Origin of the sequence: Bacillus sp. HY001, from assembly GCF_007558965.1 — a bacterium.
Taxonomy (GTDB): domain Bacteria; phylum Bacillota; class Bacilli; order Bacillales; family Bacillaceae_G; genus Bacillus_A; species Bacillus_A mobilis.
Genome location: NZ_VLTE01000018.1, coordinates 63,851 through 88,909, shown reverse-complemented (window position 1 = coordinate 88,909; position 25,059 = coordinate 63,851). Strand labels below are relative to the sequence as shown.

The window sequence follows — 25,059 nt, the reverse complement described above, 5'->3', positions numbered from 1 at the left end:
CTTCTGAATCGTAGCGTGTTCCACCAGCATTCTCCTGAGACTACTCGGATGCAAACCTGTTAATTCTGATACTTGACTAACTCGTAAAAATTTCATTATTATTCTTACCTCATCAAACTCACGATAGCACATACGTTCGATAAATTCAATAAGGTTGGATAGATTTAATTAAATGTATCTCGTTCAACTAAGGGCGCAATTCCTTAGCCAGTTCTCTTATGAACTTCTCATGTTTTCACATGAGCGCAGACTATATGTTTATCTCTTTAGAGATAGAGGATTTTTCCATCACCATAGGCTTGTGATGTACTCTCGTCAGTTATACGAGATAGTCGTTGAACGTTCATCTTATCACTTTTGACTTAGATGATTCGAGGCGGAAGACCCATTGTTCTAGTGTTTAGGATTTAACCTTGCACCATCTGATTGATTTTTTCAGCTTTCGCAACATTCACGCTCGCCATTTCTAGCCACGTTGTAGTTCAATCAGCTTTAGGGATTGCCCGCAGTTAACCCTCACTACTAGACAATCACTTGACTAGCAGGGCTTACTGATATATTTAATTAACTTTCGTTATAATTGGTTAAATAAATCGTAACAGTTAGTTACCCTCTTTTCTCTCATTTACACTACATAAACAGTGTACCAAAATATGAAAAACACAAAAAGCATATTGTATTATTATAAAAGCAATATATTTTCAGATAACCGACATAATTCTTTCAAAATATACACACAGCTTTGTAACAAGTCTCACATACTATACTCCTATTTTCACTATAAACTAATTGTAGATAATGTAAAAAAGGAGTGAATATTTATTATGTCCGACGTTCTGTTACTGAGTCGTTTTCAATTTGCAATTACTATTTTTTATCACTTTTTATTTGTACCTTTGACAATCGGACTTGTTATTTTAGTGGCATGTATGGAAACGCAATACGCCCGCACATTGAATCCAACATACCGCAAAATGGCAAATTTCTGGGGTAAATTATTTACAATTAACTTCGTCATGGGGATTATAACCGGGATTACGATGGAGTTCCAATTTGGAACAAACTGGTCTGAGTACTCCAAATATATGGGAGATATTTTCGGATCCCCTCTCGCAATCGAAGCACTCGTTGCCTTCTTCTTAGAATCTACTTTCATGGGAATATGGTTATTCGGTAAAGACAAAATCTCACCAAAGTTCCGTGCCTTCTGTATGTGGATGGTTGCACTTGGAACAAATATTTCCGCCCTTTGGATTATTACAGCAAACGGCTTTATGCAAAATCCAGTTGGCTACGTCGTACGTAACGGCCGCGCTGAATTAAATGATTTCTGGGCACTTGTTACAAATCCATATGCTTGGAATATGTTCTTCCATACTGTAATTGGTTGTTATATCGTTGGTGCTTTCTTCGTTATGGCAATTAGTGCCTATCATTTATTACGTAAAAAAGAAGTCGAATTCTTCAAAAAATCATTCAAATTTGGTTTACTGTTAGGCTTATTCGCCGCAACTGTTACACCGTTTATGGGACATCAATCTGGTGTATCCGCAGCTAAATATCAACCAGCAAAAGGTGCTGCGATGGAAGCTGTTTGGGAAACGGGAAAAGGACAAGGCTTCTCGATTGTTCAAATTCCTGATGTAAAAAACGAAAAGAACTTTGAATTCCTTACGATTCCGAAACTAGGAAGTTTCTTCTACACAAACTCATTTGATGGAGAGATTGTCGGTTTAAAAGATATCCCGAAAGAAGATCGTCCAAACGTTAACCTCGTGTACTATAGCTTCCGCTTAATGGTTGCACTTGGTATGTTCTTTATGGCATTAACTTGGTATGGCTTCTATTTAAACCGAAAAGGAAAACTAGAAAACTCAAAACGTTATTTAAAAATTACAATGTGGTCTGTTTTACTACCATATATCGCAATTAACGCTGGTTGGATTGTTGCCGAAGTAGGTCGTCAACCATGGACAGTTTATAAACTAATGCGTACAGCAGAATCCGTATCACCTATATCTGTTCCTCAAATTTGGTTCTCATTAATTAGTTTAATATTATTCTATACTCTACTCTTAATTGCAGACGTATACTTAATGCTAAAGTTCGCGAAAAAAGGACCTGCTGCATTAGAAGAGCCTGCTACTGAAGGAGGTACAGCTCATGTCTCATGATATGCTTGCGATCATCTGGTTTGGTTTATGGGGCGTAATTTGGACAGTCTACTTCATTCTTGATGGGTACGCACTTGGTAACGGAATGATTTTTCCTTTCGTTGCGAAAGACCGACAAGAACGAAATCAATTACAAGAAGCAATCGGCCCGTTCTGGGGTGGTAATGAAGTATGGTTAATTACAGCTGGTGGTGCAACATTTGCTGCCTTCCCGATCACGTATGCAAATATGTTTAGTTACCTATATACACCACTATTTTTAGTATTACTCGCACTGTTTGCTCGTGCTGCCGGACTTGAATTTATGCATAAAGACGATTCACCAATTTGGCAAAAAACTTGCAAATGGGCGTTTACAATCGGGAGCTTCCTAATTGCCTTCTTATTTGGCGTTACGTTCGCTAACCTTTATTACGGACTACAAATCGGAAAAAATGGTTATGAAGGAAATTTACTTAGCTTACTAAATCATTACGGTATTTTAGGTGGCCTGTTCTTCACTGCTATATTCGTCGTATCTGGTGCCCTTTGGGTTATGATCAAAACGACTGGTGAAGTATCTGATCGTGCTTATAAAATTGCAAGACCATTTTCAATGGCAGCTGCTATCATTTTAGCTATCTTCTATGTAGCAACTGCAAATCGTACAAACTTATTCCAAAACTTCACAGAGTATCCGGTACTATTCATTCTTCCAGTACTTGCTATGTTAATGAGTGTACTCGCACTTATTATGGTGTACAAACATAAAATTGGGCTTGCCTTCACATTCGTTTGCTTAACAATCGCGATGTTTATGACAACTGGCTTTGCAGGCATGTTCCCAAGAATGTTACCGTCACGTATTAACGACGCATACAGCACAACGCTATACAACGCAGCAGGTAGTCAATTAAACTTAAAAATTATGTTCTTCGTTGCAATGGTTATGGTACCAATTGTTATTGGATATCAACTTTGGAGCTACAGTATCTTTAAAAATAAAATTCATAAAGACTCTGCTAAAGGGTATCACTAAAATGAAAAAGACACTTCGTTTGAAGTGTCTTTTTTGTACGTATGATTTTCAATAAGATGTTATATTTCTAATCTAACAACTATAATACAGAAGAATTCCTAACAGCTCACAGCTAAAGTGTAACACACAACAAACATGTTACTTTATGCAATTTTGCATATGAAAATTATAACGTGGATTGAATGACTTGATCATTCACATCGCTATCCCTTACATCTGCTGTACTAATACCACTAAATGTTTGTACTTTTTTTCCTGTATTCGATGATCCCGATCCATTATAAGCTTTCGTTTTTTCAATTGGCTGCACGTTATATTTATCACCTAAGTTAATTGTTCCGTTACAATTTTCAATAATAACACCTTCCACAACTGACGGCATTTTGTCACCTACTTTCATTTCGTTACTTTTATTTTATGAGAATCGCCTAAAAAAATAGCATGTTTCCATGAGAAAAAGCACTCGGATTGAGTGCTTTTTCTCTAAGCATGAATGGCAATTTTGGAGACAGTTGACTTCTTCAAAAATTTATTAGGGGTAATATTTTGAAAAAGAAAGCCTTTCATATGTAGGTTAACACCACTGGAATATATAGTAAATTGATAATGTTTATACGGAAGATTGCTAATGTTTAGTATAGATACTTTCCATTATATCAACAGTGAAAAGTATCTACATTAAACAACATAAAGGTGCCTTCAAAGAAGACACCTTTCATAAACAAACACTATAAAACAGAATTTTTTATTGTTATACGATTGTTAGATACAAAAAGTAGAGGGAAATGTTTGTACGAAATTCTGCTTTATAAAGCCTGTCTACCACTTATATTTTAATCCTCTTCCTCTGAAAATAAATACAATATGCACAATTACATACCAAAAAGAAAAGACACTCCATCGAGTGCCTCTTCAACCATTTTACTTTTAATATATCGCCTTACATACATTTTAACATACGTATCTTTATATGTTATTGAGAAAATTCGAAATCATCTTTCCTTTCATTTTCAATTATAAAATCATGTAATATAAAGGGTATGTCAAATTATTATACAAATTGAGGTGTACACTACTTATGTATTTTGGAATTATTCCTCTTATATTGTTTATTATTTTTCTTATCTCTTATTTAAAAGATCCTCGGAAAATAATAAACGGCTTTTTATTTAATGTCTTTTTCTGTTTTTTCCTTCTTTTTTGTGTGATTATATCTGTTAATTCAAGTAATGATATCCTGCGCTATAGTATAGTCTTACCTATTTTAGCACTTATCATTATGATTCCTTTCGGTGTTGTTGCTTTAATGTTTGGATTATTTCTGAATGCTAGAATTTTAATGAAACGAGAAGGACGACGTTTCACTAACTGTTTAACGCTCATTGCTGCTTTAGGTATTCTATTATTTATGTTACTCCCTTTTATAAGTCCAGCAAGTTTGTTCTCACCGCATTTCCAACCTATTTTTGGTGGGATTTCTCTTATAACCTTATATTTCTTTATACACTTATCTAATTTCTTAACCGCTTATTTTTTATATCAATTCAACAGACCAAGGCGTAATCAAGATTTCATCATCGTTCTTGGTAGCGGCTTAATTAATGATAAAGTACCACCTTTACTTGCAAGTCGTATTCATAAAGCAATCGACTTTTACTGGAAACAAGCCGCTGTGAATACAGCGCCAACGATCATTTTCTCTGGCGGACAAGGTCCAGATGAAGGCCTTCCAGAAGCAGAAGCGATGCAAAAGTACGCTGTTGAAAAAGGAATTCCAATTGAACATACAGTGCAAGAAAATCGCTCTGTAAACACATATCAAAATATGTCGTTCTCTAAACAAATTATGGATTCTTTAAAGCCTGAAGGTAAATATAGAAGTATTTTTACAACGAATAATTTCCACCTTTTCCGCGCTGGTATATATGCAAGACTAGCAGGGCTTAATAGCCAAGGAATCGGATCAAAAACTGCATTTTATTACTGGCCTAATGCAATGATTCGTGAATATGTCGCAATTGTTGTGATGGGACGTAAACGTCATATGAAAGTTTGCGGAGCTATTTTAGGATTCTCTTTATTCCTATCCGTACTTAGTTTTATCATTTCTTAATAACCTCCCATCCTTTGAAAGGATGGGATTTCTTATACTTATTTCCATAACATTTTAATGATAATGTTCCCTGCATACATCCATTAAAGGAGAATTTTTTCAAATTAAATGTTAAAATGGAAGTTAGGTGTGAATTACGTAACAAATAAGAAACTAGTTTGAAACGAGGAAATTACATGGAGAAAATTATCAAAAACAAGCCCAATAAGCTAAAAATCGCTTCAAAAGCTTTGATGATTATTATTGGGGCATTTATCACAGCATACGGATTAGAAGCGGTATTAATTCCAAATAACGTATCAGACGGTGGTGTGACTGGTTTAAGTATCGTTAGTTCAAGATTATTTGGATTGCCATTAGGAGCTCTAATCGCAGTTATTAACATTCCTTTCGTTTGGTTGGGATATAAACAAATAGGTAAAAGCTTTGCAATTTATTCTATTATCGGGATTGCTTCATTAGCAATCGGTACCGTTGTCATGCACGGAATACCAACTATTATTGAAGGTGATACATTACTCGTTACAGTTGTTGGTGGTATTATTATCGGTTTCGGTATGGGACTAGCATTACGTAACGGTGGCGCATTAGATGGAATCGATATGCTAGCCGTATTACTTTCTCGTAAGTTACCTTTTGGAACAAGTGACCTTATTTTATTCTTAAACATGTTCGTATTTATTTTCGTATCAACAGTATTCGGTCTTCAAGGAGCTATCCTTTCGGCAATTGCTTACTTTATCGCTTCGAAAGTGATTCATATCGTTGAAGTTGGTTTAAGTGGTTCGAAAACATTTAAAATCATTACAAAAGAGCCTGAATTAATGGTAGAAACAATTCGTGATCGTTTAGGCCGAAGCGCAACGTATAACGAAGTATATGGTGGTTATTCAAGAGAGAAATTCAAAGAAATTTCTTGTGTAATTAACCGTTTAGAAGAAAGTAAAATGAAAGACTTGATTAATGAAATCGATCCAAATGCCTTTATTACAGTTTATGATGTAGCAGAAGTAAAAGGCGGTAACTTTAAGAAACGTGATATTCATTAATCATTATGAATAAAGAGGGTGTGCCAACAATTTGGTACACCCTCTTCTTATTATTAAGTTGCGGTCGATATATTGTAATAATCGCTGATATATTTTTACTCTCCCCATCTTCCTCCTCTCTGAATCCATTCTACATATCTTTGAAAGGCAGGCACTTCATGTTGGAAGCGAAGCGGAACATATAGAAAGAGAGTGCATGTACATAATATCCATAGAATGCCTACTACAAAGTGAAATTTCATCGTTGTGCTAATAAACAAACTGAGGAATAAGACGAGGAACATAATTAAACTAAACCTTTTATATAGAGTCATAATAATCTCCTCCTTATAACTTAATTGTACCAGCTACAAGGAATTAATTTCCATAATAAAAAGACCGAAAAGCAAATTCCACTTTTCGGTCTCTATAACTATCTTCTCTTCGTAATCTTTCCTGAACCACCAACCCTTGTTTTTGGGGGAGATGTATTCTTTGGCGGCGTTTTAATAGATGATTTCGGCTTCACATCTGATCCGCTCGAGCCACCTGGTGTTTTCGTAATTTTGCCTTTGCTTCCAGTAGAAGGCGGAGGGGTACTACTTCCTTTTTTCGTAATACTTCCTGTATCTCCTACAGAAGATTTCGAATCTACATTATCGCCTCGCTTAATAATAGATCCTTTCCCTTCCTTCGTAATTGGAGGAGGGGTTTTCTTTTCTTCTTTCGTAGGTGGTCTTTCTGGAACAACTGGTTTATGATTTTGTCTGTCATTATATCCTCGGTAATCACCGGATGATGATTTTTTTGAACCGAATATATCGTTTAATATGCTTCCCATAATATATCCTTGCAGGAAGGATGGTTGGTAATTTTGACGGACAAATTCTTCATTGCTTACTTCAATTAATGTATCAGATGGTTTCTCTTTATCCTTTTGCAAATTATACATTTTATCAGAATAAACGAGGAACATTTGATTTTCGTCTTCTTTAGATGCTTGCTTCGGTTTCCTTTCGGCTATAAGTTCCTTCGCGACTTCAGGAACTGACCGATTGGCGGCCCTATACACGTAAGATTCTTGTTTACCTTCTTTTGCAACAGACTCAAGTGGATAACGATCTTGAATCGACTTTGTCTGCCCGCCTTGACAACCTGATAAGGCATATCCAGCAACAACAAGTAATGTAACGATAGCAAGTATAGGGATCACGAACGATTTAATCATGGTAAACAATCGGTTTGACATGATTACGCCCCCTTACGTTGCTCTTATAATTTGTACATCAGCAGGAATAATTGCTTCTCCCTCATACATCATTGTGCGACCATTTTGCCATTCAATACGCAATAATTTTCGGTTATCTGATTGGAATTCCCATACATGCTGTTCCTCTGAAGCAGAGAATGGTGTTTTCCCCATCACAACAACACGTCCGTTATATTGCTCTTCCATATGGTACTCTGTATCATCCATTTCAATTGTCGTCGGAATTTCATCAATCGAATCTAAACGACCATCAATTGGTGTATATAATTTGTAATACGTATTTTCACGGTCTTCAATTTTTAAATAACGAATATCTTTCCCGTCTTGCAGCGTTAAAACAATTTCTTTACGAGAATGCATACTCGTTTTCCCGGTTAATTCGTACATAACTAATGAAACTTCAATCATATCGCCAGGAGCTAACGTTAACAAACTCTTCTCTGGTTTCGGCGGCTCTGGGCTCTTCATTATATTTTTAATTCGTTTAAATAAACTCACGATCTACCCCTCCTTCTCTCTTTATAAACAAGCACCTAAAATAAGTGCACCAACGATATGTAATGATCCGGCCAACATCGCATGCGCAACACTGCCTTCTTTCGTACCTTCTTCTAAATCTAAACCAGCCATTTTCTTTAACACAAATTCGATAAACATTTCTACCACTAATAAAATAACGAAAGAAACTGCTGATGCAAGTAGTGCTTGCCATAAGTCGTTTGCTTTCGTTATGGATTGAGATAAAATGTACCCTTGTGCGAATAATTTCATAACGAAACGCGTTGTTACAGCTGTGTTCCCACTCTTTATTTCTTTTAAATCATTGTATTTCGTAAAAATTGAATCAACCCACATAATTGCAAATAAAAGTACTGCACTTGCTCCAGTCCATACAAGCATGGCTAACACATTTGTCCATGTCATTGCAAAACCTCCTCTAAAAAGTAATAGAAAACCGACATGAATTTGTTTAGACATGTCGGTTCATTTGTCTCTATTCTATATTATTTCTCATACTGCTTCATAATACGAGCTAATTCATCGTCAACAGCAGAATTTTTGTTTAAGCTTGCGAATTCATCATCTAATGATTTTTCCTTCTTATATACTTCGCCGCTTGCTTCTGCTTCAGCTTCTAATTGAAGAGCTTTCTCTTCCATACGGCTTAAACCAGCTTTTGCTGAATTTGAATCAAATCCAGACATCGCCTGATTAATATTCTTTTGTGCTTTCGCTGCATTTACACGTGCTACAAGTGTTTCACGTTTATTTTTCAGCTCTGTTAATTGCTTACGCATTTCTTCTAGCTTCAGGCGAAGATTATCAGCAGCAGCTTTATTTTGCTCATAGCTTGCTTTATATTCATTCATCTTTTGCTCTGCGTTTTGCTTTTCTTCAAGAGCACGACGCGCAAGGTCAAGATTGCTTGCTTGAACAGCCATATGAGCTTGCTCTTCACGTTTTTTCACAAGTGCTTCTTGCTCTTCAAATAATATTTTGAATTTCTTCTCAAGTGCGATTTGAGCTGCTACACTTTTCTCAGCTTCTTGTACATCCGCTTGCATATCGCGTAAATATTGATCCGTCATCTTAACTGGATCTTCCGCTTTTTCAATTAATGAATACACATTCGACATAGTTAAATCTCTTAATCGTTTAAATACAGACATCCAAATTCCTCCTATGATATACCTCATATTTCAAATTCACTACTTGGAAAACTGAAAAATCTCCCTTTACAGTAAAGAATATTCATTTTTACAACCTATGTGTTTATTATAACAAAACTAAGATGTCCTTACATGTTATTTCCAAAATACAGCCAATATAATATGACATTATAGATAAAATATTGTATTCCTAATATATTCTCATTATTCTCCTTCAGAATTGACTTATTTTTATGCACTTTCACTAAATTACATTATTGTAATGTTACTGTAAGCTAACTCGATAGTTACATTTCAATATTTCTTATACACTAATACCAGAAGCAACAAACAAGCTTCTCATCATTTCAAAACTAATACAAAAAATGTATTCACTATAAAACATATAAAAGGAGAAATCATCATGAAAAAATTAGTAGGAATCGGATTAGCAGCAGCAATTTCACTTGGAGCATTATCAGGTTGTTCTTTATTAGGAGAAAAAGCGAACGGCTTAGTATTATACGGATCAGAAGAGCAAGTTCAAAAAATTACAGATCAAAATAAGAAAGAAGTAAAAGAAAAAGACTTCTATAAAATGAAAATGGCAACATTAGAAGGTAAAAAAGTACTTGTTATGGATAAGAAAACTGGTGATGAACTGGTGAAGAAAGAGTTACTTAGCAAAGTTGGTAAAAACGACGACACAAAACCACTTGATAAATTACCAGCTGTAACAACAGAACAAGGTGTGTTATTTGCTAAAGAAAAAGTAGAAAATGCTACACTTGATGGAGCAAAACTAAAATACGAAGGCAACACAATTATAGGAAGTGGCCGTGCATATGCTGACATGTTCGCTATTGTTGATGATGCAACTTACGGAAATGTAAAAGGTGATGAAAAATCTGTAGGTATTTTGAAATTTGATAAAGACCCAAGCAAAGAGCTACCTGGAGCAAATGGTGTAGAAGCTTCTCAACTTGTAAAAATTAAAAAATAAAACAAAAAAAGCTTTGCGAAATTTCGCAAAGCTTTTTTTCTATTTATTATGAGCAATTTGCTCCATATCCGGACTACAAGTTTGAGACTGACATGACTTATTTAAAGAACATGCTGCGCATTTTCCCTTTTTACTTCTCTTTACAAAATTAACTAACGTGTATGCTGCATAACCAAAAATGATAGCTCCAATTATAATATTGACCATCACTCTAATACATCTCCTTCTAGAATCCGAGTAAGGATCCAACTTGGTATATAATGAACGTTAATACATAAGCAACAACGAGTGGATAAACAACTGAGAAAATCGTCCACTTCGCTGATCCTGTTTCACGTTTAATAACAGCTACTGTCGCTAAACACGGAACATATAATAAAATAAAGAACATAAATGCATAAGCTGATAACGCAGTATAATGTGCTCCCATAACATTTCCTAGCACATCTTCTTTCACCGCATAAATAATTGCCATTGTAGAAACGACAACTTCTTTCGCTAAAAATCCTGTTAAAAGAGATGCTGCGGCTTGCCACGTTCCAAAGCCGAGCGGTGCAAATAGTGGTGCGATAAATCCACCAATCATTGCTAAGAAACTGTCGCCCATATCAACGCCAAATCCTGATGGACCTGCATAGTTTAATAACCAAATGACAACAGAACCACCGAAGATGAATGTACCTGCTTTACGAACAAATCCTTTCCCTTTCTCCCACGTGCTTAACCATAACGTTTTCGCTTGTGGCACGCGGTAAGGAGGTAGTTCAATGACGAAAATAGACTTTTCCGCCTTTAAAATTGTAAGAGACATAATTTTTGTAACAAGTAATGCAAGAACAATACCTGCAACATATAAAGAAAATACAACAGTTGCCTGACTATTAGGGAAGAACACTCCCGCAAATAATGCATATACAGGTAAACGTGCTGAACAAGACATAAATGGTGTTACAAGAACTGTAAGTAAACGTTCTTTTTCTTGTTCAATCGTTCTCGCTGCCATAATCCCAGGAACATTACATCCAAAACCGATAATCATCGGAATGAATGCTTTTCCGTTTAAACCGAAGAACTCCATAATTCTATCCATAACAACTGCAATTCGCGCCATATATCCGGAGTCTTCTAATAATGAAATGAAAAAGAATAGTGCAAAGATTTGTGGAACGAATACTAATACCGCACCAACGCCGGCAATAATACCTTCTGTAACGAGCGCTTGAATAAATTCAGAAGCTCCAACACTTGTGAGCCCAGCCGTCACCCAATCTGTAAGCTGTCCACCAAAAAAGCCATCTAACATATCCGATAAAGGTGTACCAATCCACGTAAACGTAACCTGAAAAATAAAAAACATAACTGCTAAAAAGATTGGAAGTCCTAAAATTTTATGTGTAATTAATCTATCAATTTTTTCCGAAAAAGGAATTTTTCCTTCTTTCTCTTGCTGCATAACATTTGTTTTTAACTTTTCAATATACGCTTCACGAGTTTTGTAAATGTGCTCTTCCAACGTACAATCAAGTTTTCCTTCTAAGCGAGATCGAACGGCTACAAGTTCCTTATAAATTGGTAATGCTTTCATTTCTTTTTCTACCACTTCGTTATTACTCAAAAATTGAAGGGATAACCATCTTGGGTGCTTATAATTCGCTGTCTCTAAAAGAGTTATTACCTCTCCAATTCCCTCATCCATTTGTACACCATATGAAATAATGAATGGCTTTTTCTCTTTTTTGTCATTTTCTTTAAGAGTGGCAAGTAGTTCTTCACAGCCTTTTCCGCTTCTTGCAACGACAGGAACGACTGTTACACCTAATAGTTCTGATAACCGTTTTACATTAATTACAATTCCTCTTTGCTTCGCCACATCCACCATGTTTAAACCAATCAAAACTGGTTTACCAAATTCAAGCAATTGCAATGTTAAGTGCATATTTCGCTCGAATTGCGAAGAATCCACTATATTTAACATATGATGAAATTCATCTGTTAGTAGAAAATTCGTAACGACACCTTCATCACGCGAAACTGGATTTAAATCATAAACGCCTGGTAAATCAATTAATGTTCCTTGCTTATCTTTTAATTTACCAACCTTTTTTTCTACTGTTACACCGCTCCAGTTTCCTACATACTCATAAGAACCAGTAAGTGCATTAAATAATGATGTCTTCCCTGTATTCGGATTCCCTAGCAAAGCTACCTTATTCACGCTAATTCCACCTTTATCATTTTCGCGTCACAATGACGAATACTAATTAACTGTCCACGACACTCCAATGTACAAGGACCTTTGAACATCGCTTTCTGTTTCATGCGAAGTTCGCTTCCTTCCGCGAGGCCGAAAGCAGCTAGTCTGCGCTTTAATAACTGATCTAAAGACTGAATACTTTTTACTAACACTTTCTCGCCAATTTTAATATCTACTAAGCTCATAACCTTCCCCCTCAGAAGAGAATGATAATTATTTTCAGAAAAATTATATCATACTCTATTTCAATTGGACTATACCCTTTTGCTTCATATTTATTAACATTTCGCTACAATTCTATTTCAATTATTGTCATACTGTATTCATTTGCCATTCTCATCCATTTCGCTTACAATAAACAATAGCAAATAAAGAATCTCGTTATCACTGGGGGAGCCATACCGCTGAGAGGGAACACTTCGTTCCGACCCTTCGAACCTGTTAGTTAATGCTAACGCAGGGATTGTGCAAACGTCCGAAATACATACCTCTTTTTATTTACGTATTTCGTATCCTCCTATGATATCTATTCTTTTTTGTACAACTTGGATTTAGGGGGAGACAACATGCGTAACACCAATTTACAAGCGATGATCGAATCTGCAATTCTTGCAGCCTTCGCCTTGGTCATCGACATTTTACCAATATCAATCAAACTTCCAACAGGCGGTTCCATCTCATTCGCTATGATTCCTATTTTTATTATCGCATACCGCTGGGGCTTCAAAATGGCTTTCTTAGGAGGCTTAATTTGGGGATTATTACAAATTGTCGTGGGCGATGCCATTATCGTCACACCAATTCAAGTACTAATTGAATATTTCGTTGCTTTCGCATTCATTGGATTTGCTGGTCTATTCTATCGTCCAATTCAAAAAGCACTTTTAACATCCAATGAAAATAGCTTAGAACAATCCAGTTTAGGTAGCCGTAAAGACAAACCTTTACAAAAACAAAACGAAGGAAAGAAAGTTATTGGTTACATTATTCTTGCTACATTTGTTGGTAGCTTCGCTCGCTACTTCTGTCACTTTATTGCCGGTATTATTTTCTGGGGACAATATGCACCGAAAGGTCAATCAGCAGTTCTATATTCATTAATAGTAAACGGTAGTGTAATGATTGGTTCCTATATTCTATGTACCGTTTTACTTATCTTTTTATTTCTTACTTCACCACGTTTATTCAAAAGCATCAATGCTTATCAACTGAACTCGAAGAAAAAGAGCGCTTAATGAGCGCTCTTTTTTTCATATCGTAATATCAATTAAAAATACAATAAATGCACAAAAGAAAATAAATACCATTATACTTAGCCAATTGCTATGCACGGTTCATCGACTCCTTACATAACCTCATTTTCTATCCAGATTATATCGTTTAAAAATAAAGATTAGGTAAAGATAATATGAAGATAAATTAAAAAAAGCGTAGCATGCATCATCTACGCTTTTTTTGGTAAGTAGAAGTAAAATAATACACCGTCTTCTGTATTCTTTACTCCATATTCAGCATCGTGTAATTCTAAAATATTTTTAGAAATAGCAAGCCCAAGCCCCGTTCCACCTTGCGAACGCTTGCGAGCTGCATCCACGCGATAAAAACGATCCCAAATTTTATCTAATTGCTCTTCTTCAATGTGAGTACCTTTATTTTCAATACACACTTTGATACGATCCTTCTCATCTATTGTAGAAATAACAATATCCTCTTTATTCGGTGTATAACGTATGGCATTCGTAATGAAGTTCACGATGACTTGTTCAATCCGGCCTTGATTTGCAACTACTTCCAATGAACATATATTTTTATGCACATGAAGTCCTTTTTTCTCTATGTCCACAGAAAGATGTTCACATATATCTTCAATTACTGCATCAATATAAAATGCATCCTTTTTCATTTTATATGTACCTGACTCGAATTTAGCTAACTCCAGCATATCCAAAATTAAAGTATCCATTTTATCTACTTCTCGTTCCATCGCTTGAAAATAGTACTCTTTTTTATGTTCAGCTACTCCATCTTTTAATATAGAAATACAGCTTTTCATAATACTCAGCGGTGTTTTTAATTCATGCGAAACACCAGAAATAAATTCTTTCCGCGTATTTTCTAACTTTCTTTCCTTTTCAATATCTTGTTCTAGCTGTCCAATATGCGAATGGAGCTTATTGGACAATACATTAATATTTTTCGATAAATCACCAATTTCATCTTTTGAAGTAATCGGTATTTGTTCTGTGAAATCTAAATGCGCTATTTTCTTCGTTGTATCATTTATTTTTAATAACGGCTTTGCAATTTGTTTTGAATAATAGAATGACGCTAGAAAAATAAGAACAACTACAAATGCAATGATGTAAATATAGTAATCTTGCACCATTTGTACAGCTTCATCTACAGGCTGTAAAGAAGCCATCGCATATATATAAGTTACTGATCCATCTTTTTCTTTTGTTGGCTTGATTAATAATTTATATTTAATATCATTTTTTTCATAGTCCATTGTTTGTATTGCATATTGTATGTGCTTGCTCTCTTTTAATAATAAATTAGTTTGAAATTCTTTTATGCTATCTAAGAAGATGCTATTTTTATAAATTGGATTTATAGGACCTGTTACATCAGGAAGCTGAACTTTCGTAACACGCCCACTTATGTAAGCATCTAATTCTTGAGCAGATTCTTCCTGGACAGCCGGTTTCTTTTCCTTGGCAAGTTGTTCCCCGGCTGCTCTCTTTTCCTCCTCATTTAATTTCATTTTCTCCTGAAACGCTTTTTCTAACGGTTTATTAGATCCGCTTAAATTTTGCTTGCCTAACGCGAAAGAGAATGGAATATAACTATCATCTTTTTTCACGCCAGAAAAATAAATTTCTTGTCCTAAAAATGCATTTGATGATTTATTATCAATCTCCTCTATATTGATGAGATTGTATAAAGGAATTTTGAATATTTGTTGTCCAAAACTCTTTTGTTGCCTACGATCTATCGTTACCTCAAAATAAAAATCATCCGCATGTTTTAAATTTCCATTCTGATCTAATGTCGTAATCCACGTATTATTTTCTCTTAAAAAATCTTGCTCCAGTCGCTTAATTTCTTCTGTATTTCCTACATAATTCAAATAACTCTTCTCAAAGGAATTTAAGTTAACTTTAATATCTTCTACTTTTCGATTCGCATAATATTGTTTAAAAAATATCGTTTGTCCAATAAATATCGTCGCTAAAATTAACATGCACAATGCTGTTGTAAGAGTAAATAATTTGAGAACAATCCCTTTTCTCATACATTCCCCTCAAATTTATATCCCGTTCGTACTACAGTTGTAATGTACTTCGCTTTCTCTCCTAATTTATTTCGCAAATTACGAATATGGCTATTAACCGTTCGATCGTCACCAGCAAATTCATATCCCCAAATTCTTGAAATGAGTTGCTCTCGTGTTAAAACAATCCCTTGATTTTTCATAAAATACGCTAATATTTCAAACTCTGTATGTGTTAAATTAATGTCGGTTCTATCTATCGTAACAGTACGCGACGGGAAGTGGACGTGAATACCGTGGATGGATAATGTATCATCTTCATTCTCTAGCAGTTGCTTTGTTACTTTTCTACTTTCTAATAACCTTTTCGCTCTTGCTAATAAAATTGGTGGGCTATATGGCTTCGTCACATAGTCATCTGCTCCAAGCTCAAATCCAAGTAACGTATCATCTTCATCAACACGAGCTGTCAGCATAATAATAGGAACCTCGGATGTTTTACGAATTCTTCGGCAAACAGACCATCCATCAAGTTCCGGCAACATAATATCTAAAATAACTAAATCAACCTCTTCTTCCTCAAATACAACTAAAGCTTCTTTCCCATCTCTTGCTTCAAACACTACATATTGCTCACTCAAAAAATAATCTTTTAATATTTCACGTAAAATATCTTCATCTTCCACAATTAAAATGTTTTTTGACATAACTTATATCCCCCTCTCGCTTTCAAAAACTACAACTTCATTTCGAATAACTAGCCTTTAACTTCGCCTCAATAATATATCTATCTGGTGCATCCCCTATATAATCAAATGGATAGCAAGTCGTCAGTGTTAATATCGGTTCTTCTTTTTTTATAATAACAGTACGATCATCCTCATGGGTAATCCATATCTTTTGAATTTCGTATGTGTACGTTTTATTATCATACTCTAAAACAAGAGTGTCTTTTTCTTTCAACTCTCCTAAATCTGTAAATACCGTATCCCGGTGCCCACTTAGTACCGTATGTCCCCCTCCAGATGGCGTTGTCGTTAAATCACTAACGAACATTCCAACTCCTTTTTTCAGCGTTACCTCATTCGCTCCCCAGTATATAGAAAACTTCTTCTTTATTTTCGGTATATGTAATAGTGCAACCTTTTCTCCTTCTTTATGTTCTGTTTGAGATGAAGGTACTTGGGAAGTTACAGGTGTTTCGTAAGCAAGTTGATTATGTTGTATATTTTTAAGGCTCTTTAGTTCTTCTTTCGTTAATTGTTGAGCAGAGCTTTTTCCTTTATACCATTCCATAACGTAATATGATCCCATACATAGTCCTATCGCCATCAATATGATACCGATATAATTGAGTAACTTCATGTTTCATCCCTCCATGCCAAAAATGGTAGGAATAACCTACCATTTTTAATATATGAAATTATCCCATTCTTTATAGGACAATATTTTACTTACACCTTAACTTTATTACGACGTTTCAAACCAAATAATGTCCCTATCCCTACAAGGCACGCACTTAGTGCCATCATTGCTGCATTATTAGATGCTGTGTTTGGCAATTTTTCACCTTGTACAACTGGCTTTGCTACTTCTTTCTTTTGACCGTCCTTCATCACCGCTTCTTTTTTGGCCATATCATTTTTCAGCTGTTCTTGTGCTATTCTCTTTTTCTCTTCTTCACTCTTTTGCTGTTCCTTAATCAATGCTTCTTTTTTTTCCTTATCATTTTTCAACTGTTCTTGTGCTATTCTCTTTTTCTCTTCTTCACTTTTTTGCTGTTCTTTAATCGCTGCTTCTTTTTTCGCTTTATCTTGCTGCAGTTGCGCCGCTTCTTCCTTTGTTACTGTTCCAGTATCCGCGCTTGCTACTGAAGAATATCCTACTGTTAACAGTGCCATTGCACAGATTGGTAATAGTTTCTTTTTCATTTTATATCTCTCCTTTTATACGTTTTACATCACTTCGCATCGGATGTATCACTAGAATAAACAAGAGATATAAATATAAGATGCAGATGAAATATATTTCATTTAAAGATTTCGTTGTAGAAAAAAAGGTTATCCAAAATATTCTTTGGATAACCTTCTACATTTAATCTACACTTAAAGCCTTCTTGCCCATTTGATTATAAATACTTGCAAAGCTGCTCTTACTCACTTTAACATTTTTCGTCCCATAAAATGGATCATTATAGTACACGTAATTATCATCCACACCTGTTAAAACAACCGCATGCGTATTCATTCTCGCATAAATTGTTTTTCCAGCTGGCGTTTTCCACGTTGTAATCGCCCTTGGATTATTTAGTGCTACAGTTACCCATGTCACCACAGGCTTCCCATTTCTCACATAATCCTCTAAAACCGAAAGATCATTTCCAGTTAAATTCGTTCCTCTTGCATATTTATCTAGCAATTTTTTTAATGGTTCTGGATTAATGGAATACCCTGGCGTGTTTCCTGTCACATCACCAACAAAGCCTACATCTGGGTCACCCCAAATTTGTGATGATGTTTTATAATTTTTTAACTTTGTTTGATCAAATGGCATTTCAAACGCAAATGCTACTTTATTTAACGAGCGACCAATTTGATGTTCCACAAGCATTTGTAAAGAAACGACTTCGCAACCATTATTCAATTCTGGGAATTGATACAGTGATGGTACGTTTAATATAACTTGATTACGATTAACATTTCCTTCATTAACCCACTTTAATCCATTACTAGTTTGGATTTGAATCCAGCCACCATTTCTTTCTCCATAAACTTCTACTGTCTGCGGTGCATACTTTCCTGATACACGAGATATAAAGCTCGGGTTATCATAAGCAAAGAATACTTTAGATAAATACTTCGTTTCTTTTTTCGTATCTAACCATTGATAACCTGCATATGTACGTATACGAAGCCACGTTCCTCTTTCCTCTACAACAGTTACTGCTTGAGGTCCATAATAACCTAGTATATTTGCAGATCGGGCAGGAGCATCATAAGTAGTAAAATCTCTATCAATCTGAACCTTTTTTTCTATTAAACATACCCACTTATAGCCTAAACCAGTATGAATTTTAATCCAATTGTCTCCTCTTTCTTCAACAACTGTTACTATTTGCGGAGCATACTCCCCTGAAATACCAGAGGATAAAGATGCCTCATTGTATGTCAAAAAGTTATTATTCATATTCACTTTCTTTTCAACTAAACATATCCACTTAAAACCAGCATCCGTATGAATTCTAATCCAGCCGTCTTCCCGCTCTTCATACACTGTTACTTCCCTAGGCCCATATTCCTTTGCAATTCCCGATGATAAAGATGGTCCATTATACGCAAAGAATTTTTTTGAAATGTTTACCTTCTTAACCTTCACTTCATTGTCTTTAGACTTATCTGTAACTGCGACGAGCTGTGCTGCCTCTGCACGTGTAATCGATCGATCTGGTTGCCAATGCTCTCCATCAACACCACTTGATATCCCCATACTTACTAAAATATTAATGAACTTCTCTCCCCAATGATCCTTCACATCAGTAAAGAGTGTTGGTAATTCATTATTAATTTTTTTGTCTAATTGATAAGCTTGGACCAACATTGCTGCCATAGCAGCCCTTGTCATTTGACCATCCGGACTGAATTTCCCGTTTCCTTCTCCTTGAATGACCCCTGCTTTTTCCACTGCGGCAATATAAGATGTTGCCCAATGTTCTTGAGAGTCTGTAAAGGTTGGTTTTTCGCCTTCTTTCACTTCTAATCCTAACATTTTTGCCATAATTGTTGCTGCTTCAGCTCTACTTAACACTCTGCTTGATGCAAATGTCCCATCCGGCATACCAGAAATCACCTGTTTATTAACTAAATAATAAACTGACTCTTCCGCCCAACTTGGAACATCAGGAAATGATTGTGGTGCCGCCTTCATTATGCTTATAGCTTGTTTTAATTCTATTTCTCGCTTTTCCTGTTCTTCTTTTTGCTTTAATTCAAGCTCTTGTTTCGTCTGTTCTTCCTTTTGTTTCAGTTCAAGCTCTTGTTTCACCTGTTCTTCCTTTTGTTTCAGTTCAAGCTCTTGTTTCACCTGTTCTTCCTTTTGTTTCAGTTCAAGCTCTTGTTTCGTCTGTTCTTCCTTTTGTTTCAGTTCAAGCTCTTGTTTTACTTTCTGCCCCAATTCTAGTTGTTGCTTTTTCAACTCTTCCTGCTGCTTTTGTAATTCCTCTTGTTGCTTCTTTAGCTCTTGTTGCTTCTTTAGCTCTTCTTTCTTTTTTTGTTCTTCTAATTCTTCAAGAGCTTTTTCTTCTTGGCTATTGCTTTCTTTTATTTCTAATTCATTCTTCTCTTCAAGTTCTTCTTGTTTTTTTACTTCAGCAGTTTTTTTCTCTTCACTGCTATCCTTTACTTGTAACGGGTTCTTCCCTTCAAGTTCTTCTTGCTGCTTTTTCAATTCATCTAATTGCACCTGTATTTCTTCCAGTTGTACTTTATGTTCACCATCTTGCTTTAGCAATTCTTCTTTTTTCTGTTTTAATTTGTCGGCTGTAACAAATACATCTTCCTGCTGTTTTAAAATTTCTTCTCTTTTTTCTAATCCTATTTGTTTCTCTTTTACAGACTCTAATTGTTTTTGCAATTCACTTTTCTCATTGCTCTGTATATACGGTAAAGCTTCTATACTATTTCTCGTTTTATTTTCAATTTCAGCCAAGGAACTAGAAGGAAAGGTTAATAGATTTGTTGCTAACAGACTTGCTACTGCAATTACACTATACTTTTTCATCATGCACACACCTTTTTAAATTTTATTACGCTCATATTTCTGAACTTGATATAAAATGTAAGATTCCTCCATAATCATAGCAAATTTTTCCTCAGATAAAAGACTTTTTATCCAAAAGAAAAAGAGCATTGTATCCTACAATGCTCTTTTCGGGTGTGTGTCTCAATATTTACATGTTACTTTCGCGTGATTTAGAAGTAGAATAGGCCGGAGCGATAACTAATTGTCTCGGCTCAGTTTTCTTTAAGTGATTTTTGACGTTACACTTACGACGTTGAACAACCCACGCTTTAATAGGGTTTGTCAAAATAATCTTTTGCTCTTCGTTAGGGGCCTCTTCTTCAAACCTACAACTTTCGCTCCATTTATTCCATTTCATTGTAAATTTAGAAGAAGAATGATCGTCTTCTCGATCAAACAAGTGCAAAAAATCCATTTCGCCAGCTAGCATTACGGTGTTGCTAGTTGCTAAAAAAGAAAAGGTCGTCCAACGTTTCTCCATGCCCTCCTACTCCTTTTTCACATATAGAGTGCCTAAAACTTAATTTACCTAAAATATGCTTGCCTTTTACCTTACACCTATAGTTTATCCAAAACACTACTAGGCAACTATCGATTTGCCTTACAACTACCTTACATTTTTGTAAGAAACAAAAAACCTTCACTCTCTATACGTGAAGGTTTCTCATTTCTCATCTATATGATCTTTCATATGATCCACTCCAGCTTCTTGCAGCTGTGACATCATACCGTGGGAAATTGCGCCTAATACTAAAGTCATTCCAATTAGTGAAATCCGAATCGCTGGTACATCAATTATGTAAGCCAAACTGCCAAGAACAATTGTTAAAAGCAATGCTTTTATAAATGTTGCACTTGTATACTCTTTCTTTCTCATCATAATCACCCTTTATGGAAGCGTTTTCTTAATATAATCAGTATATCATATCATCTGACTATTTTGTGGGGATTTCTGTAAAAAACTTATATCTTCTTTGACTTTTCCCTTTCTTTCCTTTACAGTCGAAATGTTCACAAGTTTTACACTGTAGGAGGACTCCAATGAATATTGAAATAAAAGACACTTTAATTTCTGAAGAACAATTACAAGAAAAAGTAAAAGAACTAGCACTTCAAATCGAACGTGACTTTGAAGGAGAAGAAATCGTAGTAATCGCTGTATTAAAAGGATCTTTCGTATTCGCTGCTGATTTAATTCGTCACATTAAAAACGATGTAACAATCGACTTTATTTCTGCATCTAGCTACGGAAATCAAACAGAAACAACTGGAAAAGTAAAACTATTAAAAGATATCGATGTAAACATTACTGGCAAAAACGTAATTGTCGTAGAAGACATTATCGATTCTGGTTTAACACTTCACTTCTTAAAAGATCACTTCTTTATGCATAAACCGAAAGCATTGAAATTCTGTACGTTACTTGATAAACCTGAGCGACGTAAAGTGGACTTAAAAGCTGAATATGTTGGCTTCCAAATTCCAGACGAATTTATCGTTGGCTACGGTATCGACTGCGCAGAAAAATATCGTAACTTACCATTTATCGCTTCAGTTGTAACGGAATAATATAATAGAATAAACTTCCATCAATTACTGGTGGAAGTTTATTTTCTATCACGATTCGTAAAAGACAAAGGGAGAGAATAATAATGACAAAGACAAAATTTGAAAAAGTACTCCTCATCGTAAATCCGAAAGCAGGACAAGGTGATTTACATACGAACTTAACGAAAATCGTACCACCTCTTGCGGCAGCTTTTCCTGACTTACATATCCTTCATACGAAAAAGCAAGGTGATGCAACAAAATATTGCCAAGAGTTTGCTAGTAAAGTAGATTTAATTATCGTCTTTGGTGGTGACGGCACTGTATTTGAATGCACAAATGGCTTAGCACCTCTTGAAACTAGACCTACACTTGCAATCATTCCAGGCGGAACTTGCAACGACTTCTCTCGTACACTCGGCGTTCCGCAAAACATCGCAGAAGCTGCAAAACTTATTACACAAGGACATGTAAAACCAGTTGACGTCGCAAAAGCAAATGACCTACACTTCTTAAACTTCTGGGGCATCGGACTTGTCTCTGAAGTATCAAACAATATTGATGCAGAAGAGAAAGCAAAGCTTGGGAAAATCGGTTACTATTTAAGCACCATTCGAACTGTCAAAAATGCTGAAACATTCCCCGTAAAAATTACGTACGATGGACAAGTATATGAAGACGAAGCTGTCCTTGTTATGGTTGGAAACGGTGAATATCTTGGCGGAATCCCGTCCTTTATTCCGAACGTAAAGTGCGATGACGGAACACTTGATATTTTCGTTGTAAAATCAACAGGCATTCAAGCGTTTAAAGATTATATCGGAAAGAAACTATTTGAAGACTCAAATGAAAATGACATCTTCCACGTAAAAGCGAAATCCATTCATATTGAAACCGAAGAAGAAAAAGAAGTAGATACAGATGGAGAAAGCTCGCTTCATACACCTTGTCATATTGAACTATTACAAGGACACTTTACGATGATTTATAATCCTGCGGTTGTGTAATGCAAAAAGCCGAGCTAAAGTTTCAACACTTTGGCTCGGCTTTTTATTAGCAAGGCATTTTGATTTACTCTCTAATTTTTAATATAAATTTTCGTAATCAAACTCCACCCAATTTTTCCAGTGCGTATTAGAATCCTTACTCACAATAACACTTGGATCTTTCTTCTCTATTGCAGCGGCTACTGATTGAAAAAATTCATTTTCACTTACTTTCTCGTCTTCAACATGTTGCCATTCTTCGGTTTCATATGCTACTTCCCAATCACCTTCTAAACCGAACTCTTCTAACATTTCTTCTTTTCCCCACCATACTAATTTTCGAGCTTTGTCATTAGTCTCAAGCATACGCATGAAATCTCTTGGATAAGACTCTGTCGTTTTTACTTCTATTCCATTATTCGTGTAATCCTCTTCTGAAAATTCATATTCAAAATGATGACCACGAATTTTCACACTACCGTTATGAATATCAGGTATAAATTCACCTTCATTATCAAATAACTCATACTCTCCATCATTTAACTGCAAAATACCATCATCAACAATTGAATGATTCACTCTCTCACCATATACTTGAATATCATTACATACACCTAATGATCCTACACCAACAATTTGAAACACCATCAACCAATCCTTATCATCTTTAAAGAAAAGAGAGAATTTCACTTGTGAAATATCTATATATTCATTATCAAAGGCAGGAAATTCATAATTACTTTGTTTTTTATCTAATAGTTTCAAAATATTCTTTTGCATATGTATCATCTTCACCTCTATATAAATTTTTCAATTTCACTAGAGTATAACATAGACATATTTGTCTGTGACATTCTAATAATATTGCTAAAAAATAGCCAATTGGCCTGTTTGCATGCCCTAGTTATTTTTAGATACAATGAAGGAAAGAAGCAACCTGACATAAGGGAGAGGGAAATCTGTGTTCAACCAACAGTTAGTTAATTTACGCATTGATTTTGCATTTAAACAATTGTTTGGTACGAATGGTAGTGAAGATATTCTAATTGCATTTTTAAACGCTATGTTACAAAAGTCTTTAGAATCACCCATCGCTTCTCTACAACTAGAAGATCCACATTTACATCGGGAATATGAAGAGGATAAGTTATCTATTTTAGATATTTCAGCGACATTAAACACAGGAACAAAAGTAAATGTAGAAATACAACTCAATAATAATCACGATATGATGAAACGTAGTTTATATTATTGGGGAAAATTATACACATCTCAATTACAAAAAGGTATGCCTTACAGTTCGCTTCATAAAACCATCACCATTAATTTATTGAACTTTATAATGTTCTCAGACCACAAAGAATTCCATGCAACAGGCACATTATGGAATTCACAACAACAGAAACTCTTGAGTGATGACATAGAAATTCACATTGTAGAAATTCCAAAGTTAACAAAACAATGGCATGAAGAAAAAGTAAATCCGTGGAAAGATCCATTTGTTCGTTGGCTTTTATTGCTTTCAGCAAATGAGGATGAACACTTAACTAAAACATTGGAGGATATTGCTATGAACCGAGATCCTATTTTACAAAAAGCAATAAACAAGTGGGAACGTATGAGTCAAGATTCCTCTTTCCGACAAGCCTATGACGCGAGGGAGAAAGTTTTAATGGATGAAGCAGCAAAATTCGCCCACGCAGAGACAGAAGGTATGAAAAGAGGTATGGAAAAGGGCTTGGAAAAGGGCTTGGAAAAAGGTTTGGAAAAAGGTTTGAAAAAGGGCTTGGAAGAAGGGGTTCAACAAGGGAAAATTCAAATGATTAAAAGTATGCATAATCTTGGTATACCACTTGAAACGATTGCTAAGGTAAGTAAATTAAGTGTGCATGAAGTTGAGCATATTTTAGGACATAAATAATGATAAAAAAGCAAAAGAGAACAT

At 35.2% G+C, this 25,059-nt stretch carries 26 protein-coding genes and 1 riboswitch; of the genes, 9 read left to right on the top strand and 17 right to left on the bottom strand.

Annotated elements, in window-relative coordinates; genetic code table 11:
- Positions 1-824: 824 nt before the first annotated feature.
- Positions 825-2,174 (top strand): cytochrome ubiquinol oxidase subunit I, encoded by a 1,350-nt coding sequence (gene cydA, locus FOT98_RS11480; protein WP_063259531.1) that lies wholly within the window; start codon positions 825-827, stop codon positions 2,172-2,174.
- Complete coding sequence (gene cydB / locus FOT98_RS11475; RefSeq protein WP_061677536.1) at positions 2,164-3,192, top strand: cytochrome d ubiquinol oxidase subunit II; 1,029 nt, start codon at positions 2,164-2,166, stop codon at positions 3,190-3,192. The genes cydA and cydB overlap by 11 nt, the downstream gene beginning before the upstream one ends.
- Positions 3,193-3,358: 166 nt before the next feature.
- Here cydB and FOT98_RS11470 read toward each other — a convergent pair whose 3' ends face one another.
- The gene (locus FOT98_RS11470; protein WP_063259530.1) at positions 3,359-3,592 is read right to left on the bottom strand and encodes a spore germination protein; all 234 of its coding nucleotides are present in this window, start codon (positions 3,590-3,592) and stop codon (positions 3,359-3,361) included.
- A gap of 678 nt (positions 3,593-4,270) precedes the next feature.
- Between FOT98_RS11470 and FOT98_RS11465 the strand changes: the two genes are divergently transcribed.
- Positions 4,271-5,305 carry a YdcF family protein gene (locus FOT98_RS11465; protein WP_063259529.1) on the top strand — a complete coding sequence of 345 codons (1,035 nt, stop codon included), beginning with the start codon at positions 4,271-4,273 and terminating at the stop codon, positions 5,303-5,305.
- 176 nt (positions 5,306-5,481) lie between these two features.
- Positions 5,482-6,354: a YitT family protein gene (locus FOT98_RS11460; protein WP_000411242.1), complete on the top strand. Its 873-nt coding sequence runs from the start codon at positions 5,482-5,484 to the stop codon at positions 6,352-6,354.
- 95 nt (positions 6,355-6,449) lie between these two features.
- Here FOT98_RS11460 and FOT98_RS11455 read toward each other — a convergent pair whose 3' ends face one another.
- From FOT98_RS11455 to FOT98_RS11435, 5 genes are all read right to left on the bottom strand, one after another.
- The gene (locus FOT98_RS11455; RefSeq protein ID WP_063259528.1) at positions 6,450-6,668 is read right to left on the bottom strand and encodes a hypothetical protein; all 219 of its coding nucleotides are present in this window, start codon (positions 6,666-6,668) and stop codon (positions 6,450-6,452) included.
- A 98-nt stretch (positions 6,669-6,766) separates the two neighbouring features.
- Positions 6,767-7,582, bottom strand: coding sequence for a DUF4247 domain-containing protein (locus FOT98_RS11450; protein ID WP_063259527.1), 816 nt, complete (start codon positions 7,580-7,582; stop codon positions 6,767-6,769).
- Between the two features lie 12 nt (positions 7,583-7,594).
- Positions 7,595-8,101, bottom strand: a complete 507-nt coding sequence (locus FOT98_RS11445) for a DUF4178 domain-containing protein (RefSeq protein ID WP_000051749.1) — start codon at positions 8,099-8,101, stop codon at positions 7,595-7,597.
- 21 nt (positions 8,102-8,122) lie between these two features.
- A complete protein-coding gene (locus tag FOT98_RS11440; protein WP_061677558.1) occupies positions 8,123-8,527 on the bottom strand; it encodes a DUF350 domain-containing protein in 405 nt (134 codons plus the stop codon).
- An 80-nt stretch (positions 8,528-8,607) separates the two neighbouring features.
- Complete coding sequence (locus tag FOT98_RS11435) at positions 8,608-9,273, bottom strand: PspA/IM30 family protein (protein WP_000110287.1); 666 nt, start codon at positions 9,271-9,273, stop codon at positions 8,608-8,610.
- Between the two features lie 403 nt (positions 9,274-9,676).
- On the opposite strand from FOT98_RS11435, the gene FOT98_RS11430 reads away from it, so the two are divergent.
- Positions 9,677-10,255, top strand: a complete 579-nt coding sequence (locus tag FOT98_RS11430; protein WP_063259526.1) for a lipoprotein BA_5634 family protein — start codon at positions 9,677-9,679, stop codon at positions 10,253-10,255.
- Between the two features lie 39 nt (positions 10,256-10,294).
- Here FOT98_RS11430 and FOT98_RS11425 read toward each other — a convergent pair whose 3' ends face one another.
- Genes FOT98_RS11425 through FOT98_RS11415 form a run of 3 tightly spaced genes read right to left on the bottom strand, consistent with a single transcriptional unit; the run spans position 10,295 to position 12,694 of the window.
- Positions 10,295-10,465, bottom strand: coding sequence for a FeoB-associated Cys-rich membrane protein (locus FOT98_RS11425; RefSeq protein ID WP_000989598.1), 171 nt, complete (start codon positions 10,463-10,465; stop codon positions 10,295-10,297).
- Positions 10,466-10,481: 16 nt separating this feature from the next.
- A complete protein-coding gene (gene feoB / locus FOT98_RS11420) occupies positions 10,482-12,470 on the bottom strand; it encodes a ferrous iron transport protein B (RefSeq protein ID WP_063259525.1) in 1,989 nt (662 codons plus the stop codon).
- A complete protein-coding gene (locus FOT98_RS11415) occupies positions 12,467-12,694 on the bottom strand; it encodes a FeoA family protein (RefSeq protein WP_061677566.1) in 228 nt (75 codons plus the stop codon). The genes feoB and FOT98_RS11415 overlap by 4 nt, the downstream gene beginning before the upstream one ends.
- A gap of 194 nt (positions 12,695-12,888) precedes the next feature.
- A riboswitch (TPP riboswitch) is annotated at positions 12,889-12,990 on the top strand.
- 85 nt (positions 12,991-13,075) lie between these two features.
- On the opposite strand from FOT98_RS11415, the gene thiT reads away from it, so the two are divergent.
- Positions 13,076-13,744: an energy-coupled thiamine transporter ThiT gene (thiT, locus tag FOT98_RS11410; protein ID WP_063259524.1), complete on the top strand. Its 669-nt coding sequence runs from the start codon at positions 13,076-13,078 to the stop codon at positions 13,742-13,744.
- Between the two features lie 209 nt (positions 13,745-13,953).
- On the opposite strand, the gene FOT98_RS11405 is transcribed toward thiT, so the two are convergent.
- From FOT98_RS11405 to FOT98_RS11375, 7 genes are all read right to left on the bottom strand, one after another.
- On the bottom strand, positions 13,954-15,804 hold the full coding sequence (locus tag FOT98_RS11405) for a sensor histidine kinase (RefSeq protein WP_063259523.1): 1,851 nt from the start codon (positions 15,802-15,804) through the stop codon (positions 13,954-13,956).
- Positions 15,801-16,490 (bottom strand): response regulator transcription factor, encoded by a 690-nt coding sequence (locus tag FOT98_RS11400; RefSeq protein WP_000041855.1) that lies wholly within the window; start codon positions 16,488-16,490, stop codon positions 15,801-15,803. Before FOT98_RS11400 ends, FOT98_RS11405 begins: the two co-directional genes overlap by 4 nt.
- 37 nt (positions 16,491-16,527) lie before the next feature.
- Positions 16,528-17,148, bottom strand: coding sequence for a class D sortase (locus FOT98_RS11395; protein ID WP_063259522.1), 621 nt, complete (start codon positions 17,146-17,148; stop codon positions 16,528-16,530).
- A gap of 89 nt (positions 17,149-17,237) precedes the next feature.
- Entirely contained in the window at positions 17,238-17,714 is a 477-nt protein-coding gene (locus tag FOT98_RS11390; RefSeq protein WP_063259521.1) for an LPXTG cell wall anchor domain-containing protein, read from the bottom strand.
- Between the two features lie 163 nt (positions 17,715-17,877).
- A complete protein-coding gene (locus FOT98_RS11385; RefSeq protein WP_144291063.1) occupies positions 17,878-20,562 on the bottom strand; it encodes an S-layer homology domain-containing protein in 2,685 nt (894 codons plus the stop codon).
- A gap of 166 nt (positions 20,563-20,728) precedes the next feature.
- Positions 20,729-21,061: a hypothetical protein gene (locus FOT98_RS11380; RefSeq protein WP_063259520.1), complete on the bottom strand. Its 333-nt coding sequence runs from the start codon at positions 21,059-21,061 to the stop codon at positions 20,729-20,731.
- A gap of 183 nt (positions 21,062-21,244) precedes the next feature.
- Positions 21,245-21,460 carry a hypothetical protein gene (locus FOT98_RS11375; RefSeq protein WP_061677576.1) on the bottom strand — a complete coding sequence of 72 codons (216 nt, stop codon included), beginning with the start codon at positions 21,458-21,460 and terminating at the stop codon, positions 21,245-21,247.
- Positions 21,461-21,621: 161 nt separating this feature from the next.
- On the opposite strand from FOT98_RS11375, the gene hpt reads away from it, so the two are divergent.
- Both hpt and FOT98_RS11365 read left to right on the top strand, forming a co-directional pair.
- Positions 21,622-22,149, top strand: a complete 528-nt coding sequence (hpt, locus tag FOT98_RS11370) for a hypoxanthine phosphoribosyltransferase (protein WP_001019304.1) — start codon at positions 21,622-21,624, stop codon at positions 22,147-22,149.
- 83 nt (positions 22,150-22,232) lie between these two features.
- Positions 22,233-23,135: a diacylglycerol/lipid kinase family protein gene (locus FOT98_RS11365; protein ID WP_000167910.1), complete on the top strand. Its 903-nt coding sequence runs from the start codon at positions 22,233-22,235 to the stop codon at positions 23,133-23,135.
- Positions 23,136-23,213: 78 nt separating this feature from the next.
- Here FOT98_RS11365 and FOT98_RS11360 read toward each other — a convergent pair whose 3' ends face one another.
- A complete protein-coding gene (locus FOT98_RS11360) occupies positions 23,214-23,894 on the bottom strand; it encodes a DUF7003 family protein (protein WP_063259533.1) in 681 nt (226 codons plus the stop codon).
- A gap of 181 nt (positions 23,895-24,075) precedes the next feature.
- Between FOT98_RS11360 and FOT98_RS11355 the strand changes: the two genes are divergently transcribed.
- Entirely contained in the window at positions 24,076-25,035 is a 960-nt protein-coding gene (locus tag FOT98_RS11355; RefSeq protein ID WP_063259519.1) for an Rpn family recombination-promoting nuclease/putative transposase, read from the top strand.
- Positions 25,036-25,059: the final 24 nt, after the last annotated feature.